We start from the raw sequence: 19,630 nt of genomic DNA, 5'->3' as shown, positions 1-19,630 counted from the left end.
TTGCATCTGGTAACAAATTTATCAGCCGATTGCAGCGCTTAATACTCTTTATTGTCAGCAAAAAAGGGTAAATTACCGCCATTAATATTTTAATGGACAACTCATGAGCACAGCAATGACTAAAATTCGACAACAACCGGCGTGGATTGCCCTCGCCATTGTGCTGCTGCTGGTGCTGTGGATTGCCTCAGGCATGTTGTTTGCCGATGATAGAGTTAATCCAAATCAAGTAGATAAACATCATGTTTCGCCCTTGGCTAAGGTAACGGTCACCCGACTGAATGCCAGTGAAGTTAACCGTGAGATTAACTTGTATGGCCGCACTGAACCCGACCGAGTAGCAACCTTGCGTGCCGAAGTAAAAGGCATGGTCGAAGAAGTATTAGTGCGTGAAGGACAATTTGTGACCCAAGGACAAAAGTTACTCAAACTAGAAAATACCGATGCAATTAATCGTTTAGCTTCAGCAAAGTCAACGTTAAAACAACGCGAAATAGAATTGGATGGTGCCAAATCTTTGGGTAAACAAGGTTATCAATCACAGGTCAATTTGGCTCAAGCTGCGGCTTACCTTGAAGCCGCCAAAACTGATGTAAAAATTCTAGAATTTGCTGTGGCTAAATCTGTGATCATTGCGCCCTTTGATGGGGTGATCAATGAGCGGTTTGTTGAGGTTGGCGACTTGCTCAAAGACGGGGATAAGATTGCCACTGTGGTTGATCTTGACCCCTTGGTTATTACGGCCAATGTCACCCAAGGGAATGTGGCGGGCTTACAATTAGAGCAGGCCGCAGCAGGACGTGTGGCATCGGGTGAAATTCTGCACGGCAAGGTGCGTTATATCTCTAGTGTGTCAGATCAGGGCACCAATACCTTTAAAGTTGAAGTGGCAGTGCCCAATCCTGGTCATAAACAAGTGGCTGGCATGAGCACTGAGTTAGCCCTACCCTTACAAAAAACGTGGGCGATGCGCATCACCCCATCGGTTATGGCGCTAGATGAACTGGGTAATTTAGGGGTTAAAACCGTGGTTAACGAACACGTTAAGTTTATCCCCATTGACATTGTTAAAAGTGATAGTCAGGGTGTTTGGTTAAGTGGTATGGGCCAACAAGCTGAAGTGATTACGCTGGGTCATGGTTTTGTCCGCGATGGTGATAAAGTTGACGTAGTTTATGCTGACCAACGTAGTGGGCAGGACATTCAATGAAAGCCCTAATTGAAGCGGCGTTGGGGCGCAGCCGTACCGTATTAATGATGTTTGTCTTGTTGATAATCGCGGGTGCTTATACTTACGCCACGATTCCACGAGAGTCTAATCCAGATGTGCCTATTCCAGTTATTTATGTATCGATTGTACACGATGGTATTTCACCTGAAGATGCTGAACGTATGCTGGTTAAACCCATGGAAAGAGAGCTGCGCTCAATCGATGGGGTAAAAGAAATGAAGGCCACCGCCGGAGAAGGTTTTGCCAACATTACCTTAGAATTTTTTCCTGGTCTTGATTCCCAAGCCGCCCTGGCTGACGTGCGTGACAAAGTCACCGTTGCTCGCGCTAAATTACCCACCGAGACTGAAGAACCTACCATTCATGAAGTGACTATGGCCGGTCAACAAGCGGCGATAACTGTGGTATTAGCGGGGCCCGTATCGGAGCGAGCCTTGCTGACCGTTGCACGGGAGTTACAAAATCGTTTGGAAAGCCTCAGTGAGGTACTCGAAGTTACTATGGGTGGCGACCGTGAAGATATGGTCGAAATCGTGGTGGATCCTCTGTTGATGGAATCTTACGGTCTCGATCAGAACGATATTTATAACTTGATATCACGGAATAACAAATTGGTGCCGGCCGGTACCATGGACAACGGTAAAGGTAGTTTTGCCGTAAAAGTGCCTTCGGTGTTTGAGTCAGTCAAAGACGTGATGGAGCAACCCGTTAAAGTGCAGGGTGATAGTGTGATTACCTTTGCTGATGTGGCACAAGTTAGGCGCTCCTACAAAGATCCCAGTAGTTTTGCGCGCTTAAACGGCGAAGCTTCTGTTTCACTGGAAGTGAAAAAACGCCCGGGCGAAAACATGCTCGATACCGTTGCTAAAGTAAAAGACTTGATCGAAGCGGCCAAAGCGTCACCAATCTGGCCCGCCAGTATTTTTGTCACTTATACCGGCGATCAAACCGTTGATGTGAACATGATGCTCAACGATCTGCAAAATAACGTATCCAGTGCAGTGATTTTAGTTGCTGTGGTGATTGTGGCTATTTTGGGTTTGCGCACCGCCTTGCTGGTGGGTATTTCTATTCCAGGCTCATTTTTAACCGGCATATTAATCATTGCCATGTTTGGTTATACCTTGAATATGGTGGTGTTGTTTTCACTTATTATGGCAGTGGGCATGCTGGTGGATGGGGCCATAGTGGTGACCGAATATGCAGACCGATGTATGAGTGAAGGCATAGACAAGAAAAAAGCCTATGGACTGGCCGCGCAGCGCATGGCTTGGCCGATTACGGCTTCAACTGCCACTACTCTGGCGGCTTTTGCTCCCTTGATGTTTTGGCCGGGCATGATGGGTGAGTTTATGAAGTACTTACCTTTTACGCTTATAGCCGTTTTGTCAGCCTCTTTATTAATGGCACTGATCTTTGTGCCGGTATTGGGCGGAGTGTTTGGTAAACCGCGTTACGTAACGCCAGAGGCAAGACGCCAGTTAATCGAGGCTGAAAGCGGTGATATTCGCCATCTTTCTGGCTTTACGGGTAAGTATGTCAACCTGCTGGCCAAAGCGATTGAGCACCCGTGGAAAATTCTTGGTGGGGCCATCGTTATTGCCATTTTATCCTTTGGCGCATTTTATTTGTCTGGTTTAGGTTTACAGTTTTTCCCCCATGTGGATAGTCCGGGCATCAATATTACCGTGCGCTCTTCTGGCGATATGTCGATTTATGAAAAAGATCAGATAGTACGCGAGGTTGAAGATAAACTGATCGATATGGAAGAAATCGAGACCTTGTATGTGCGCACTGGTGGCCGCGATCAGCTCGGGTATTTGCGCTTGAATTTAGTGGATTGGCATTATCGAGCCCATTCAGATGATGTATTAAAAGAAACCCAGCAACGTCTTAAAGGCATGCCGGGTTTGGATATCGAAATTACCCCAGATCAAAATGGACCCCAATCGGGTAAAGATTTACAAATTCAGCTGTCGTCACGCTATCCCGAATTGCTCAACGATGCGGCCTTAAAAATCCGCACTGCCTTAGATAACAACGCCAAATTTACTTCTATTAGTGATACGGCTTCAAAGCCAGGAATTGAATGGCAACTTAAGGTCAATCGTAGTGATGCCGCGCGTTTTGGTGCCGATGCCACCTTAGTGGGCAGTACGGTTCAGTTTTTGACTAACGGCCTTAAATTAGGAGAATATCGTCCCGATGATGTGGACGACGAACTGGATATTCGAGTACGTTATCCTGTGGAATCACGCTTTATCGGCAAGCTCGATGAGCTGCGCATGAAAACTTCGAGCGGCATGGTGCCCATTAGTAATTTTGTAGAGCGTAGCGCCCAACCAAAAACTGATTTGATCCGCCATATCGACAGCAACCGAGTGATCACAGTAGAAGCCAATATGGTGCCAGGGGAATTGCTGGGTAAAGAGTTACCACTGTTACAAGCCCAGTTGCCCGAGTTAGATTTAGACCCAAGGGTAATATTGACTATTAAAGGCCAAAACGAACAACAAGATGAATCGACTGCCTTTTTAGAAAATGCTTTTTTGGTTGCCTTGTTTGTTATGGCGATTATTTTGGTCACTCAATTTAATAGCTTTTATCAGGCTTTTTTGATTTTAAGTGCGGTGCTTTTTTCTACCGTCGGGGTGTTTTTAGGTTTGGTTATTTTCCAGAAACCCTTTGGTGTGGTGATGTCAGGCATAGGTGTTATTGCTTTAGCTGGTATTGTGGTAAATAACAATATCGTCTTGATCGACACTTATAATATTCTGCGTAAAGAAGGCTTTGAGCCGATGGAAGCCATATTGCGTACCGGCGCTCAACGCTTGCGCCCGGTGATGTTAACGACAGTGACGACTATCTTAGGATTGTTGCCCATGGTGGCTGAAATCAACATTGATTTTATCGGCCGCAGTATAGATATCGGTGGACCGTCAACCGAATGGTGGTCACAGCTTGCCACTGCAGTCGCGGGTGGCCTAGCGTTTGCGACCTTACTAACCTTAGTCTTAACCCCTTGTATGCTGGCCTTAAAAGCTCGAAGCGAGATCAAAAAACAAGCCCGCCTCAATGCCAGACTTGCCCAACATGTCGATTCTGAGCAGACAAACACAGGAAAATTAGCTTAGTATCTGAGCGAGCAGCCAAGACCTCTTCATGACTCAATATGCTTGAGGTCTGCGCTACATTCAAAGTACATTACTGGGCATCTGTCACACAAACGTCCTTAAACTGAAATAAATGATTCAAATTCACGTGCTAGTTTTAGTCAAACTTGCTGTGAATGAGTTCTAATGAATCAATCTGTTGTTGTTTACACTTTTGCCTTAGTTTTTCTGTTTTTTGTCCTCGCCAGAGTGCGGGTGCGCTTGCAATTGTCTCGCGCTAAACATCGTTCTTTACGAGGACATAGCAAGTGGTCACGGCGCATGGCGCGCTTAGTGCCTTTTTTCAGCTATGACGATAATGTGTTTTTTGTCAGTGATGGCGCACCACCAAACATAGGTCAGCAGCGACGACTCGCTTTAGCTACCCTTGAAAAAGCGATCAAAACACGCTGTGCCAAGACCCTAACTCAAAGCGAGTTGCTCGAAAAGAGCGTAGCTGATGTGCAGTTTACCAGCCAATATCGAGTACCTTTTCCCTATCGTACTATGTTACCGCAGAGTTTTAGACTGGGCTCCATTGCCGATGAAACCAAAGGTTCAAAAATTAAAGACTTAGATGGTAACTGGCGCTATGACCTTTCTGGCTCTTATGGCGTGAATGTATTTGGTTATGATTTTTATAAAGAATGTATGGCACAGGGCATTGCGCTTACTCAGCAACTTGGCCCTGTACTTGGCACCTATCATCCGCTTATTACTGAAAACGTGCAGATGATAAAGGACATTTCTGGATTAGATGAAGTCTCTTTTCATATGTCGGGCACAGAAGCCGTAATGCAAGCAGTGCGCCTCGCTCGATACCACACGGGTAAGAGTCATTTAGTGCGTTTTTGTGGTGCTTATCATGGCTGGTGGGATGGGGTGCAGCCGGGCGTTGGCAACACTCGGGTAACCAACGATGTGTATACCTTAGCCGATGAAAGTGAACATAGTTTAGCGGTACTCGCGACTCGCAAAGACATAGCATGTGTATTGATTAACCCCTTGCAGGCCTTTCATCCTAATAACGACGCCCCGTCTGATACGGCCTTAATCGCTAGTGAGCGTAGTACCGGATTTAATAAAGAACACTATAGCCGCTGGTTAGCCCGTATTCGCAAAATTTGTAGCGAGCGTAATATCGTGCTGATCTTCGACGAAGTTTTTACCGGATTTCGCCTAAGTTATCGCGGTGCCCAGGGCTTTTACGGCATTCAGGCTGACATGGTGACCTATGGTAAAACCTTGGGCGGTGGTTTACCGATTGGCGTGGTAGCCGGTACCCATAGTTTAATGAAGCGTTATAAAGCAGCGCAACCAGCGAATGTATCACTGGCGCGCGGCACCTTTAACTCTCATCCCTATGTGATGGGCGCCATGAATGTCTTTTTAAAGCGTATTCAAACAGCAGAAATTCAAACTCAATATCAGCAGTCTGAAGCCTTATGGAATAAACGAGTGGCGCATTTTAATCAGCGCTTAGCAGATGAGCAACTCCCCCTTAAAGTTACTAATATCCATTCTATTTTGTCGCTGGCCTATACCCTACCAAGCCGTTACAACTGGATGCTGCAGTTCTATTTAAAAAACCACGGTATTGAACTGAGTTGGACAGGCACAGGGCGCTTGATCATGAGTTTTAGTTTTAGCGATGAAGACTTTAATGAGGTGGTGGAGTGTTTTGTCAGTGCTGCCCAACAAATGCAGCAAGACGCATGGTGGTGGCAGTCGCCACAGCTGAGTAATAAAGCCATTAAACGTCAGTTTTTATCTGACCTGCTCACGGCAAAATTTCCCTCCATAGCAGGCTTGCTACCTAGGCCTTTAGTGGCTTATCAAGGAGCCCAATCTGCAAGTTCAAAACTCAATGAAGCAAACAACTTAAGCAAGGCGGGTTGAACATGTCAGTGCACTTACTTAGTAAAACCGAACCTGAATTCCGCCAGTCATTAGAGCAAGAATTCACTGCGTTTCTGGGCCAGCAGGCTGAGCGATTTAACCCTAACAATTGTTTGAAGATCGACTTTCATTGCCATGATCATAACAGCGATGTGCCAGATGAATTATGGGGTCGCATCCTACGTTTACCTGAAACTTGGTTAAAAACCAAAAAGTTGGTATCGACTTTAGTGGCAAACGGTAACTCGGTGGTGACTATCACTAATCACAATAACGCCCGTTCATGCTGGGAGTTAAAAGATAGTGGGGTGGACGTATTAGTCGGAGCTGAATTTACCTGCTACTTTCCTGAATATGAGCTATTTATTCACGTGTTGACCTACGGTTTTAGCCGTGAGCAAGAGATGATACTGAATAAAAAGCGTCAAAATATTTATGATTTTCTGCGCTATGCAGCCTGTGAAGATATCCCGGTCATTTTGCCTCACCCGCTGTATTTTTATACCCGTAATGAAAAAATCGATTTATCGTTATTTGAAAAATTAGCGGTGATGTTTTCGCGTTTTGAAGTATTAAACGGCCAGCGCGACCTGTGGCAAAGTGTTTTGACTCTCAATTGGGTACAAAGTCTGACACCAGAAAAAATCAATGAATATGCCAGACGACACAACCTCAATCCTGCCACCTTTGGTGTGGATCCTAAACAAGCTAAAGTGATGACCGGTGGTTCTGACGACCATACTGGGATTTTTGCTGGACAATGTGGTTCGTGGTTGTATGTGCCTAATTTACAAGAAAGACTCAAAACCCAAAGCCCGGCTGAGTTGGCGCTAGAAGCCTTGAAAAAAGGAAATATTGCACCTTTTGGTCAAATTGCTGAAAACCAAAAATTGAATATTTCCTTGCTGGATTATTTCTCCCAAGTAGCGACAAAAATTAAAGACCCCGGTCTACTGCGTATCTTGCTACACCGTGGTTCTACTTGGGACAAAATTGGCTGTTTTGCAGTGAGTAACGTTATGCTTGAAATGCAGAAACATAAAAAAACCATGAAGTTTTTTTCCTTTGTACACGATGCACTGCAAGGCAAAAAACCGAACAAATTACTTAAGTGGCAGGTATCGAAAGACTATAAGTTTTGCATTGCCCAATTAGAGCGCATTGCGGATGCCAAACGTAATAATCCTCAAGGCTATATTGATACGGTCAATAGTGCCATGAATGAGTTGTTTACTCATTTAAATCAGTTGATTGCCAAGCGCATTGCCAGCGCAATCAACAGCCATCAGGGCATATTGTTAGACGGTTTTTCAACGGAAGAATTGACCCGTAAGTTAGAAATACCCAGTCAATTGACTGCCTTGTTTTTAGGCGATGGCAAACGTCAGGACAACATGAGTAACGTTAATATGGGTAAGTTGTTCGATAACTTGTCTTTCCCAGTACTCATTAGCGTGATACTCGCTGGGTCTAATTTAGCCTCGACTCGGGTGCTTTATCAAAATCGTAACTTACTCAATCAATTTGCTCAGCACTTGGGTAAAAATCAACACAGTAAACGAGCTCTGTATCTGACCGATACATTGTTGGATAAAAACGGCGTATCGACTTCGTTATCAGGCAAGCTGCGTGAAATTCAAAAAGCCGACCTACCGATCGATTTTCTAATTTGTCATAGCGAGGCACAAGCTGAGGCGCATTTGCATGTGGTTAAACCCATTGCTGAGTTTGAGGTGCAGCGCTATGGCGAGCAACAAATTCGTATTCCCGACATTATGCAGATTGCACGGATCTTTTATGCCGGAGGCTACGATCGCATTGTTTGTTCTACCGAAGGACCGATGGCGGTAGTTGCCCTGTTTCTACAACAGATGTTTAACGTACCCAGTTACTTTTTTATGCACACCGACTGGATTGATTTTATTAAACACACCACCGACTTAAACCAATACGAACGTGATCGCGTTCGTCGTTTGATGCGGGCTTTATATAATCGTTTCGATGGTATATTTGTGCTAAATCAAGAGCATAAAGCCTGGCTCACGGGCCATGAAATGCTACTAAAAAAGGAGCAGATTTTTTTAACTGCTCATCATACTCAAGCCCGTGATTTGCTAGTGCAGCGGGTACACAAAGATATATTGATCCCCGGCGCCACTGACGATACACCGGTATTATTTATCGCTTGTCGACTCAGCCAAGAAAAAGGCATTTTTGACCTGCCTAAGATTATTACCCTGGCGAGACAACATCTGCCTGAACTTAAAATAGTCATTGCGGGTTCTGGCCCGGCGGCAGAAAAGCTTAAACAAAAACTACCCGATGCGACTTTTTTAGGCTGGCAAAATAAGAAGCAACTAGCCGCCTTGTATTTAGGCCTTGATTTATTTGTTTTTCCGTCGCGTTTTGATACTTTTGGGAATGTCATACTTGAGGCATTCGTGCACGGTATGCCGACTCTAGCGTATAACTGCAAGGGCCCTAAAGACATTATTCAACACGAAGTAAATGGCTACTTAGTTGATGACATGCAAGGCATGGCCGATAAAATAGTGGCATTTTTTGCCAACCCCACTAAGCAAGAGTTGATGCGACAAAAAGCGCGGGAACGGGCGAATGAATATCAAGCTGAGCCCATCATGCAGCAGTTTTTAACTGACTTAGGCTTGGACTGTCCGCTTATTTATAATCAACAGCGCACGGTTGCTTAAGAATGAAAGCCAACGTACAAGCCTTAACTAAACAAGAACAGCTTAATTTTTTACTGACTAATCGCATTCCTAGACGGTGGTTGACACTTTTTATGGGCTGGTTCAGCCAAATCCACAGTCCCTTACTCACTCAATTGTCCATTAAGATTTGGCAATTGTTTGCCGAAGATTTACGTTTACAAGACGCCAAAAAACAGAGTTTTAATAGTCTTGGTGAGTGTTTTACCCGTCAACTCAAAGATGGTTTGCGGCCTATTGATCAGCGTGCAGAAATAATATCGAGCCCATGTGACGCCATCGTCGGCGCTTGTGGCAGGGTAGAGGGCAGTAAAGTATTTCAAGCCAAAGGCTTCCCCTATGATCTAAGCGAACTCATTCCTGATGCGAGAATTGCACAACAATATCGCAATGGGCTGTTTGTGACCTTAAGGCTTAAATCCAGCATGTATCATCGCTTCCATGCGCCTGTCGATTGCCAAGTAAAACAGGTGAATTATATCTCGGGCGATACTTGGAACGTCAATCCCATTGCTTTAAAGCGGGTTGAAAAACTATTTTGCTTAAATGAGCGAGCGGTGGTGGAATTAAAACTTGATACCCCTCAAGCCAGTATTACCTTGGTGCCGGTTGCAGCTATTTTGGTTGCTAGTATGAAATTCCACTTTTTACCCCAGGTGCTCGACTTGCGTTACAAGGGCGCCAATATAATTTCCTGTGATGCTAGGTTTCAGAAAGGCCAAGAAATGGGCTATTTCCAGCACGGCTCGACCATCATTGTATTTGCAAGTGAGCACTATCAATTGTGTGCAGACATAGAGGAAGGAAGACCCATTAAAATGGGGCAAGCTTTATTGCAGGGACATCCCTTCGAACACGTCACTTCATCTATGCCTGATGCAGCGGCTTAATTTTTTTAATAACATTACTTACCAAGGATCTAGCCATGACATTTTTTCAAGAATTAAAAAAACAACGTTGGGATGACCACCGTTATTATCACCACAATCGCATCAATCAGTTTCTACACTTACTCAGTGCCAGTTGCTTTTTAGTTAGCTATGTATTGGTATTTTACTATCCTGCCGCGGCGGCTTTAGTGGGTTGGTTATTAGCCATGGTATTGCGTCAAACGGGGCACTTTTTCTTTGAACCGAAAACCTATGATGAGGTCAACAAGGCTTCACATGAATATAAAGAAAGCGTAAAAGTGGGTTACAACCTTAGCCGTAAAGTGGTGTTATTGTCGATTTGGGCATTGGTACCCCTTGTACTATTTATAAAACCAGACTTTTTTGGTGTGTTCACCCCAGCGACTACTTTTATGGCTTTTATCAATAACATGGCTATTATTTGGTTGCTGGTAGGACTGGGCGCTATCGCCTTTAGAACTCTGCATTTGTTTAAATTGATGGGTATACAGTCGGGCTTAGTATGGATGACAAAAATTATAAGCGACCCCTTCCACGACATCAAAATTTACTGCAAATCACCCTACTACATTATGAAGGGTGAGATGTATGACAATATGGATGATTGGTACGAAGATGTCTCTTTCGACAATCAAGGGATGAAGCCTTAGTCGTTAGGAGCCCATTTTTATCAGGCCAGCCCGCTCATTAGCGGGCTTTTTAATATCTTGAAACAGCAGATGCTAGATACTAAATACGAGATACGAGATACGAGATACGAGCAAAAGCATTCCACCACAGACACCTCGGTTACGTTGACACTAATAAAAATAAAATTCAGAAAAATCATAGCTAAGACCCTGAATGCTTATAACGTCAGCGTTTGTATTTCTTAAGCAATCATAGCGTTGCTTTTCTCCGTGGGCGCAGCCTCTGTGCAGCGCAGCGCAGCGCTCTGTGGTGAGATATCTTTTTCTTAAGCCAATCCATAGCGTTGCTTTTCTCCGTGCGCGCAGCCTCTGTGCAGCGCAGCGCTCTGTGGTGAAATATCTTTTTCTTAAGCCAAACCATAGTGTTGCTTTTTTTCCGTGCGCGCAGCCTCTGTGTAGCGCAGCGCTCTGTGGTGGAATATCTTTATCTTGTGCAAAGAGTGAGTAAATATGTTAAAAATGGGTAATATTAATATGCAGTGAAGTGCGTTTTTACATGCGGCGTTGTCTTTCGACTGATTAAGCGGCAAAGTTAAAATGTGAGAACCAAAATTAAATAACACTATCTATTAGATTACCAAATTGTTTGGTTTTTTTAAGTCTGAACCGCAAGTCATGGACGCTGACGCTCTGCCTTGTATATTGTCCTTATTTTAAATGGAGTATGTATGAAAATATTAAGTTTATTTCTCGTGTTACTGGTATCTGCATGTACCTATTCGGCTGGCGATAATGGGGTTAATCGCCAAGATTGTTCTCAGGTCGAAAGGGTATGTATTCACGGAGTATACAGTGAATGGTTTCAAGAAAATGGTGATCTAGCCTGCACTTGTGTAGGAGGCTAAATCTCAAACAGCAGTTTACCCAATGGTCTTCGACTAAAAAAAACGGGTGATAGTTATTAGGACAAAATATGCAAAATCTAATTATTACTCTATTTTTAGTCTTCTCATGTCACCCATTTGCTGGTGAAAATATATAACAAGTCATGTTGGTTGATATTTTTGTTGAGGATTTAGTGAAAGTATAAAAGTGCTGATGTTGGCCAATAACCGCCCTGAAATTAGGAGTAGTCAGGGCAGCATGTTAATTAGCCGCTTAAACTTTTATTCAAAGGAGCCTTTTACAACAGCTTGGCCCTTATCGACCATCAATCGGCCCATGGCAAACACTTTATCAATGGCTAAATCTGTTTTGCTCATTATGACTAAGTCGGCATCATAACCTACCTGAAGATGTCCTTTGTTTTGCAGTTTTAATATGTCGGCAGGACTAGTACTGATGCTGGCAATAGCCAATTCAAATGGCACCTGATAATGATCAATGGCCTGTTTGAAACTGTTATAAAGGCTGTTTACTCTACCCACTTCTAGTCCTACCAAGTCACCCTTGTCATCGAATACGGGTAAACTGGCATTGCCATCAGAACTCATGGTCAATTGACTAATATTCACTCCTTGTTTTAAGCCGTATGCTAGCGCCCCTGCGGCGGGAATTTCGCCTTGATCTAAAAACTGTTGGTTGGTACTCGTGGTGAAATCGATACTCCCTCCTGCTTTAGTCCAGTTAATACCTGCGTCGAGTAGTGATTGATTGCGATTCATATGCGTTGGGTAAAACTGCCGTGCAGGTAAATCGCTTTGCTCAATGACCTGATGTAACAGTCTTAATTGCTCGTCGCTGTCGCCTACATGAATACTGACAATGCCACCTTTACCCGACAACATGCCACCCACGCGTGACTCTGATGCCACTCTGGCTAGTTCATTTACGCTGGGTTGAGATGAGCGATGATCGGCAATAGCCACTTCACCAATGCCAATAAATTTATCAATTAAGATTAAGTCATCGGTAACCGAACCCGTCACAGTGCGCGCCGGTAATTGGTAAGAGCCAGTATAACAATAGGTAGATAAACCTTCGTTGCTCAAACCTCTGGCTTTAGCCAGCAAATCGGCGTGACTGCGTGTTGTAGCGTCAGTCCCTAGGGCACCTATTACGGTAGTTACCCCTGCAAGTGTTGCTTCAGTAAGCTGCATTTCAGGCGTGCGGGTATGAAACCCTCCCTCACCACCACCACCGCCAAAGTGCACTAGACTATCAACAAAACCAGGGGTGACAAGGCAACCATCGGCGTCGATATGCACCACATCTTTACCGGTAATTTCAATCGAAGGTGCGATGTTTAAAATCTTGTGTCCACTTAGAAGAATATCCTGTTGCCCAAGAGGCTGTGGCGCATAAACGTCAGCGCCCTTTATCAAATAGATCATGTAATATCCAAAGTTGTAGAATTTTGGTAAGGCTTAACTGTAACCAGTTAGTACGGCTGTTATGATGCTCAGTACAGCGGCGCAAAGTAGGAATACAATCGGCTTCCAGATAAATTTCAGCCAAGTCGACCAATCAATACGTGCCACCCCTAGACAGCCGATCAGTGACGCTGAGGTTGGTATAATAATATTGGTTAGACCGTCGCCGAGTTGAAAAGCCAGTACTGAAATTTGCCGTGATACCCCAACCAAATCAGCTAAGGGTGCCATGAGTGGCATAGTGATGGCGGCTTGTCCTGAACCAGACGCCACAAAGAAGTTAAATACTGCTTGAAAAACAAACATCAAGATGGCGCTAGCAGTTGCCCCCAATTCACCAATAGACTCACTGGCGTAATAGAGCAGAGTATTGAGCACTGACGCTTGGCTTGGATCTGAACCACCGAGCACCAGTACAATACCTTTTGCCATCCCCACTATGAGAGCCGCTGGGAGTAAATCTTTAGCCCCTTGTTGAAATGCCGCCGACACTTGGTTCATGGTCATACGTTTACCAAGTACCGCAATCGTTCCTACTACAACGCCCAAAGTGAAAAATTGGGTGGCAATTTCGGGAATGTAATATTGATATTGGGTGACACCCCAAATGACCCAAATAATGCCGAACAAAAAAGTAAGCAAGATAATGATGTCGGTCTTGTCAAATTTAACCTCAAGATTCAGCTGCTTCTGACGGAAAAAATGATCGGTTTCATGACTCAAAGACGCTTCAGGCTTGGCTTTGATTTTCTTGGCATAACGTAGCGTGAAAAACAGGCCTAAACTAGTAAAGACGCACCACAAAATCATCCGATATGATTCACCAGAAAACAGTGGAACATCTGCAATTCCTTGGGCTATAGCAACCGAAAACGGATTCATCCACGAAGTGGCAAAGCCCAATTGTGTCGCGACATAGGTAATTAAGACCGCCGTTATGGCGTCATAGCCCAAGGCAATCATCAACGGGACTAGCACAATACAAAAAGCAATCGCTTCTTCGCCCATACCAAAAATGGCGCCGGCCAGGGAGAACAGCACAAACATTAAAGGTATGATGACGGACTTCGCTTTGCGACTGTTTTGAATCAAGGCTAGTATCCCGTTGTTGATCGCACCCGACTCCATGATGATGCCAAAAGCACCACCAACGATAAGAATAAAGGCAATAACACCCACTGCTGAGCCCCATTTATCACCAGAAACTAAGCCTTCAAAAGCATAATTCATGATGCCAATGTCACCGCCAGACGCAAACCAACTTACCTGTTTCTCACTGGTTTCAACAACCTTAAAACTACCCGCTTTGAGTTGGGTACGAGTATCAGTCTGTCCGTTGGTGTGTATTTCAATTTGTTCCGTTTCAAATTGCCCCGCTGGCAGCATGTAGGTCAATGCTCCCGCTAATAAGATCACAAAAAACAGAATGACAAAAGCATCAGGCATGGCTTTGAACATCGTTTTTGGGGGCGAAAAGGGAGCATGGGTTTGCATAGTAAATCGTACCTTACAACAGAGAAGTAGTGCCGCTGATAAAAAAGCGGGTAAGGCATTACACCTTGCCCGCTATGACCTTAGTTTAGAAAAAGTAACTTAAGGACAGATTATAGGTGGTACCGTAAGCATTGTGATTATAAGAATCAAAACCACGGCTCGAACCATAAGCAATGGGCGCGGCACGATCAAATAAGTTATCGATGGTGAGTTTCAGTGTCGCATTCTCAAAATAATACCCTGCACTGGCTCGCACTGTGGTCCAAGCACTGATATCGCGCTGTTCACTGTCATTAATGGCCCCAAGATCGAATAACTCATCAATTTCTCGCCCACGCAAACGTTCAATATCATCTTCGTAGCTGCTGGTATAATAGGCCGTCAAACCAAGATAATACTTTTCTTCATCCCAAAACACACTCAAATTGGCGATGTCTGCTGGATAACGCCATGTGCCGATTAACGATTCAATTTCATCCGAGCCCGGTTTGTTGCGTTCAAAATCAAGATAGTGAGTGGCGTTTATGGCAACCGTCAAACTGGCTGTATCGAAATCAAATTTATGATCAAACGCCAAATCTACTCCACTGACTTCTTGACTGCCGGTGTTTTGTAACTGCAGCACATGATCACGATATAAAGGTAGCTCGACAAAACGGGGTTGGTCAAAAGCATCCCATTCAGTAAGAATTTCACTTAAATTGGCACCTTGCTCTTCGATGGTTAAACCGGCTTGGTCTGTTACTAAGCAAAGATCAGGATCATAAGAAACGCCCACTTGACCCTCTGGCACTAAGCCACAAAAACGCACGGAGGCATCGCTCATTGCACGGTCTAACAAGGCTGTCATATCGGTATCAACAATATCTTGATGATCAAAATACCAATAATCAACAGTAAGATTAGTGTTTTTAGTGGGGCTATAACTAAAGCCAGCGCTAATGGATTCTGATTCCTCTGCCTTAAGCTGTGGATTCCCCAGCTCTAATACATTATTACTACGCACCGAGCTTTCACCTTCACAATACAGTGCCGCTACCCCTTGGTTAGCTGAACAATCAAACGCTGCCGTTGTAGTGCGTAATTTTACCCCTACTTGAGTGAGAGAGGGAGCACGAAACGATGTGGCCCAAGAAGCACGTAGTACCAAGTCGTCTGTCGGTCTATAAGTCAATGCAACTTTGGGATTAAAGGTGCCGCCAAAATCATTATAGTGATCATAACGGCCTGCCAGTTGCATTTGTACTTGCTCGCTTAACGGTACATATAATTCAGCAAATGCCCCCCATTGACTGCGTGATGCCTCAGACAAACTCGAGCCAAAACCTAATACGTCAACCAAATACTCATTACTAAAACGTGCACGAGAGTTTTCTGATGGCACATCAGTGATTTTTTCTTTACGTGCTTCAAGGCCAAATGCGCCTTTAATTACGTCCTGGTTAAACTCAAACAAATCGCCCGTGGCACGAAAATCCCAAGCATAAACCGTACTTTTGCCGTCTCGTGTCGGTTGGGCTTGACTCAAGCTGAGTATGGCTTCGTTGGTCGCATCGTTTTGTAAAAAGGGGTTATACATACCAGCTAAGCTGCCGCCCGCACAGTTTAGTGCATTACCATCGTAGCTAGCTAAACTACCATCTGTGCAGAGTTCTCCTGCAAGAGATGCATGGTATTTGTAACGGTTGTAGATACCCGCCACGCCTACTTGCTCTGATTTAGACTGGGACAAAGTAATGGCTGATTCCCAATCCCAATCATCATAACTACCGGATAAGGCCGAGACTAAACGAAAGGCATTACTTTCGATATCAATGGTACGCGGCGTAGCAAAGCGCCCATCAAATTGAAAACCATAAAGCTCTTGGCCAGCCTGAGTATCAAAGGGATCGATGTAAAGATTATCGAGCAAACTATCGCGTATGGCATCGGGGTAAATATTCAAAGCCGTTTCGTCGACGAATGGACCTTCGGAGTCATCAAGTTGGTTGATTGGCGATGGACTAGAATAGGCCGTCGATTGGGTGCGGGAATAGAAAAAGTCAGTACTCCAATTTAGCTCACCAATGTCTTTATTGAACATAAAACCGCTTGAGAAACTCTTAAACGGGGTGTCTAAATAATCATCTTCGTTACCATAATACGCACAAATCTGCTCACCAAACTCTGTGGTGACTAATGGCGTAGCACAATCAGGGCTGCCAATTTCATTGCCATCTCGCGCCGAGTTATAGTAAATATTTGGTGTGCCCTTGGGTAAATAAGAATAGCTGTTAGCTAACAGCGGTTGGCGGGTTTCTGCTCGGTCGGTCGCTTTAAATGCATTACGCTCAAAAAAGTCTGCAAAAACGGTTAAATTACCACCGCCAATATCGGTGCCATAGGCGAAATTAAGATTGCTCTTACCCTCATCACTGCTTGCTGTACTATTGCCATAAGAGGCATTAATTTCAGCTCCGACATAGTTTTTCTTTAAGATATAGTTAATAACACCTGCTACTGCATCAGCGCCATAGGTAGCGGAAGCACCAGTAGCCAAGACTTCAATTCTGTCTATCGCAGCTAAGGGAATACTATTGATATCCACAAAGTTTTGCGTGCCCGCGGCAAAAGAACTAGCGGCAATTCGCCGACCATTGATGAGGGTTAACGTTGAAGCGGGACCTAAACCACGTAATGAGGCTGCGGCTTGACCACCTGGAGTCGATGTTGATGTTGCACCGCTTTGTGCGGTAGAAAACGAACCTTCACCCCCTCGAGTTTGGCCAAAGGTATTCATTAATTCTGCAATACTAGACGCGCCAGAACGTTGAATCGCCTCAGAGTCGATAATTGTTAGCGGTTGTGCACCTTGTAAATCAACACCTTTAATGTATGAGCCCGTAACGTTGATGACTTCAACATCAGCGGTTTCCGTTTCTTGAGCTTGAACGTGTAAAACCGTGCTTGCAAAACACAAGGCAGCCGCAGACGTCATTGCAGACGCAATTCGATTCAGTTTCATGATGAACTCCTTCAAAAGCCACGTGTGAGCGCAGCAAAATTTCTAGTTTTAAATTTTTATTATTTAGTTTTTGGGTTTTGCTGTGGGCACAAACAAAATTTGCGACAAGCAAGGATGCACGGACTTAGCTAAATAAGTCTGTGAGAGGAGATTTTATTCGTCGAACCACTCCGACAAATAAAAACTTTTATAGTGGTAGGTGCCAAGATTGGCGGCTTTTTTAATCATCGTAATTTGTGTTTTTTATGCAAATACCGTTGTGATTTCAATTTAGTGCTGTGCATTGACAGTGACCAAGATTTAACACTAGGGTTTGCAAAAGTCAATAACCAAATTAGGTCATATTTAATGCGTCATTTGTTTTCACTAAATAGTAAAAAGCCCAAACTAAGCTTGCTAAAAATCAGTTCTTTTTTTATTTTTTCTTGTTCAATTTCAGTTAGTTATGCTAGTGAAGATAAACCTCGTTATGAGCTGCTTTTGGCAGGTGGAGGACTTCAAACCTGCTCAAGTATGGCGGCTGAAAATTGCACAACAAAAGTATTTGATAGTGAGATGAAAACCGAAGATTTGTATCAAATAAGTCAAGAAAACCTGAAAAAATTATCACAGACCCAAGGTTTTTTAACTTTATCAGCGACGGATAAGCTGCAAATTAATGATGTTATCTTGAATATATATGCAAAATATCCTAACGAAGTAGTAAGCCGCCAAGGGCTGCGCGAGTTGTTTGAAAAGTACCGTGGTTTGCCTTTGTACCGCTCTTTAAACGATGCCGCTTATTATGCTTTGTTAGATAGTTTTGAGTATCGTCAGATGGACGCAAAGGGTCAGCGCAAGCGTGAAGTAACACGTTTACAACACAATAAAAACACCAGTTCGGTAAAAATATACCAAGCTTTTGTAGAGCAAGCCGCGCTACGCATGCCCAAAGAGCAACAAGTACCTCATATTGTGGTGATTACTGCATCCTCTAGGGACCCTTTTGAAGTAGCTGACTTTTACGTATCAGTTTTTTCTGAGGCTGGGGCAGAAACTACGTGGCTACCTTTAGACAAAACCTATCAGCAAGCGCGGGCTTTAGAGCTAAATAGTGGAGATGGATGTGCCCAGTTAAGGCAATTACGCGCCAACAATAATAGCTTTTATCGAGAGGATATTTATCCCAATCGAACTGCCTTGCAAAGCCAGTATTGTCAACAACCAGAAAAAATGACCGCGGCATTAATTGATGCCCAAGGACTATTTATTAATGGCGGCGATCAAAGTTTGACTTTGGCTGCGTTGCTTAACCCAGACGGCAGTGACAGTATTGAATTACGCTTGGTAAAGCAGCGCATACAAGCAGGGCAATTGATTGTTGGCGGCACGAGCGCCGGTACAGCAGTGCAAGCAGGTGGTGTGTTTGAGCAGATGCCAGTTCCGATGATTACTAATGGTGATCCTGAACATGCAATGAAACGGGGGGCCTTTGCCAACAACCCACCCAGCGAACGCTGCTCGAACAGTGGCTTGTGTAAGCAAAAATTATTGTCAAATGACCTAAGCTACAGGGCTGATGGAGGAACAGGATTGTTTGAACTGGGCTTACTTGATACCCATTTTTCTGAACGTGATAGAGAAACTCGCCTGGCTATTTTTGCCGCTGAAACTAAACAACGTTTCGCTTTTGGTGTTGATGAGACCACTGCACTGCTAGTGAGTAGCCACAACAGTACTAATAAATTGCAATTAGCAGTGCTCGGACAAAATGGAGTGTTTATTGTGGACCGCAAGCTTGGCTACTATTTTCAAGGGGTGGCACCCGGATGGACTGCGAGGCAGTCTATAGTGACGGGCATGAGTCATTACTTAAACGACGGCAGTCTAGCTGAGTTCGACCGCGATACCGGTAAATTAAGCTTTAGCGTTGCGGGTGCAAAAACAACTCATACAACTAAGTTGCAAGAAGTTGGTAGAGGCATCTGGCGAAATCAAGTAAGGAAACATTGCGGCGCTAATGAAAGTATCAAGTGGTCGTTATTTGATAATGACTATGAACTGGCCGTATCTGATCTAACCGAGTTTTATTATGCGCCAACCACAGACCACTGCAGTTATACCAATGTGCCCTTTATTATCACAGGTGCTAAGACTAAATTGTAAACCTAAGTGAGTTTAAAAACGGCTAATGTAGTTTAGTTGGTGAACTGCGGCAGCCTTGTTTGCT

At 44.2% G+C, this 19,630-nt stretch carries 11 protein-coding genes; 8 read left to right on the top strand and 3 right to left on the bottom strand.

Features of this window, described 5'->3' with window-relative positions:
- Nucleotides 1–103: 103 nt before the first annotated feature.
- The 7 genes from ABKW31_RS07920 (at nucleotide 104) to ABKW31_RS07890 (ending at nucleotide 11,456) form a co-directional block, all read left to right on the top strand.
- On the top strand, nucleotides 104–1,210 hold the full coding sequence (locus ABKW31_RS07920; protein ID WP_348615786.1) for an efflux RND transporter periplasmic adaptor subunit: 1,107 nt from the start codon (nucleotides 104–106) through the stop codon (nucleotides 1,208–1,210).
- Nucleotides 1,207–4,365 carry an efflux RND transporter permease subunit gene (locus tag ABKW31_RS07915; RefSeq protein ID WP_348615785.1) on the top strand — a complete coding sequence of 1,053 codons (3,159 nt, stop codon included), beginning with the start codon at nucleotides 1,207–1,209 and terminating at the stop codon, nucleotides 4,363–4,365. The genes ABKW31_RS07920 and ABKW31_RS07915 overlap by 4 nt, the downstream gene beginning before the upstream one ends.
- A 165-nt stretch (nucleotides 4,366–4,530) precedes the next feature.
- Nucleotides 4,531–6,282, top strand: a complete 1,752-nt coding sequence (locus tag ABKW31_RS07910; protein WP_348615784.1) for an aminotransferase class III-fold pyridoxal phosphate-dependent enzyme — start codon at nucleotides 4,531–4,533, stop codon at nucleotides 6,280–6,282.
- A 2-nt stretch (nucleotides 6,283–6,284) separates the two neighbouring features.
- Nucleotides 6,285–8,993, top strand: coding sequence for a glycosyltransferase (locus tag ABKW31_RS07905; protein WP_348615783.1), 2,709 nt, complete (start codon nucleotides 6,285–6,287; stop codon nucleotides 8,991–8,993).
- A 2-nt stretch (nucleotides 8,994–8,995) separates the two neighbouring features.
- Complete coding sequence (asd, locus tag ABKW31_RS07900) at nucleotides 8,996–9,901, top strand: archaetidylserine decarboxylase (protein ID WP_348615782.1); 906 nt, start codon at nucleotides 8,996–8,998, stop codon at nucleotides 9,899–9,901.
- A 35-nt stretch (nucleotides 9,902–9,936) separates the two neighbouring features.
- Nucleotides 9,937–10,572: a hypothetical protein gene (locus ABKW31_RS07895; protein WP_348615781.1), complete on the top strand. Its 636-nt coding sequence runs from the start codon at nucleotides 9,937–9,939 to the stop codon at nucleotides 10,570–10,572.
- A gap of 707 nt (nucleotides 10,573–11,279) precedes the next feature.
- Complete coding sequence (locus ABKW31_RS07890; RefSeq protein ID WP_348615780.1) at nucleotides 11,280–11,456, top strand: hypothetical protein; 177 nt, start codon at nucleotides 11,280–11,282, stop codon at nucleotides 11,454–11,456.
- Between the two features lie 261 nt (nucleotides 11,457–11,717).
- Here ABKW31_RS07890 and iadA read toward each other — a convergent pair whose 3' ends face one another.
- From iadA to ABKW31_RS07875, 3 genes are all read right to left on the bottom strand, one after another.
- Nucleotides 11,718–12,884 (bottom strand): beta-aspartyl-peptidase, encoded by a 1,167-nt coding sequence (iadA, locus tag ABKW31_RS07885; RefSeq protein WP_348615779.1) that lies wholly within the window; start codon nucleotides 12,882–12,884, stop codon nucleotides 11,718–11,720.
- Nucleotides 12,885–12,917: 33 nt separating this feature from the next.
- Nucleotides 12,918–14,417 (bottom strand): putative basic amino acid antiporter YfcC, encoded by a 1,500-nt coding sequence (gene yfcC, locus ABKW31_RS07880; RefSeq protein WP_348615778.1) that lies wholly within the window; start codon nucleotides 14,415–14,417, stop codon nucleotides 12,918–12,920.
- Between the two features lie 85 nt (nucleotides 14,418–14,502).
- The gene (locus tag ABKW31_RS07875) at nucleotides 14,503–17,394 is read right to left on the bottom strand and encodes a TonB-dependent receptor (RefSeq protein ID WP_348616027.1); all 2,892 of its coding nucleotides are present in this window, start codon (nucleotides 17,392–17,394) and stop codon (nucleotides 14,503–14,505) included.
- Between the two features lie 375 nt (nucleotides 17,395–17,769).
- On the opposite strand from ABKW31_RS07875, the gene ABKW31_RS07870 reads away from it, so the two are divergent.
- Complete coding sequence (locus ABKW31_RS07870; protein ID WP_348615777.1) at nucleotides 17,770–19,566, top strand: cyanophycinase; 1,797 nt, start codon at nucleotides 17,770–17,772, stop codon at nucleotides 19,564–19,566.
- Nucleotides 19,567–19,630 lie beyond the last annotated feature (64 nt).

Source organism: Paraglaciecola sp. 25GB23A, assembly GCF_040012495.1.
GTDB lineage: Bacteria > Pseudomonadota > Gammaproteobacteria > Enterobacterales > Alteromonadaceae > Paraglaciecola.
Note: the sequence above shows the minus strand (reverse complement) of the source record. Positions and strands in the feature narration are given on the sequence as shown.

Coding starts and splice junctions, on each gene's coding strand:
- ABKW31_RS07920 (WP_348615786.1), top strand. CDS start 104: ATGAGCACAGCAATGACTAAAATTCGACAACAACCGGCGTGGATTGCC.
- ABKW31_RS07915 (WP_348615785.1), top strand. CDS start 1,207: ATGAAAGCCCTAATTGAAGCGGCGTTGGGGCGCAGCCGTACCGTATTA.
- ABKW31_RS07910 (WP_348615784.1), top strand. CDS start 4,531: ATGAATCAATCTGTTGTTGTTTACACTTTTGCCTTAGTTTTTCTGTTT.
- ABKW31_RS07905 (WP_348615783.1), top strand. CDS start 6,285: ATGTCAGTGCACTTACTTAGTAAAACCGAACCTGAATTCCGCCAGTCA.
- asd (WP_348615782.1), top strand. CDS start 8,996: ATGAAAGCCAACGTACAAGCCTTAACTAAACAAGAACAGCTTAATTTT.
- ABKW31_RS07895 (WP_348615781.1), top strand. CDS start 9,937: ATGACATTTTTTCAAGAATTAAAAAAACAACGTTGGGATGACCACCGT.
- ABKW31_RS07890 (WP_348615780.1), top strand. CDS start 11,280: ATGAAAATATTAAGTTTATTTCTCGTGTTACTGGTATCTGCATGTACC.
- iadA (WP_348615779.1), bottom strand. CDS start 12,884: ATGATCTATTTGATAAAGGGCGCTGACGTTTATGCGCCACAGCCTCTT.
- yfcC (WP_348615778.1), bottom strand. CDS start 14,417: ATGCAAACCCATGCTCCCTTTTCGCCCCCAAAAACGATGTTCAAAGCC.
- ABKW31_RS07875 (WP_348616027.1), bottom strand. CDS start 17,394: ATGACGTCTGCGGCTGCCTTGTGTTTTGCAAGCACGGTTTTACACGTT.
- ABKW31_RS07870 (WP_348615777.1), top strand. CDS start 17,770: ATGCGTCATTTGTTTTCACTAAATAGTAAAAAGCCCAAACTAAGCTTG.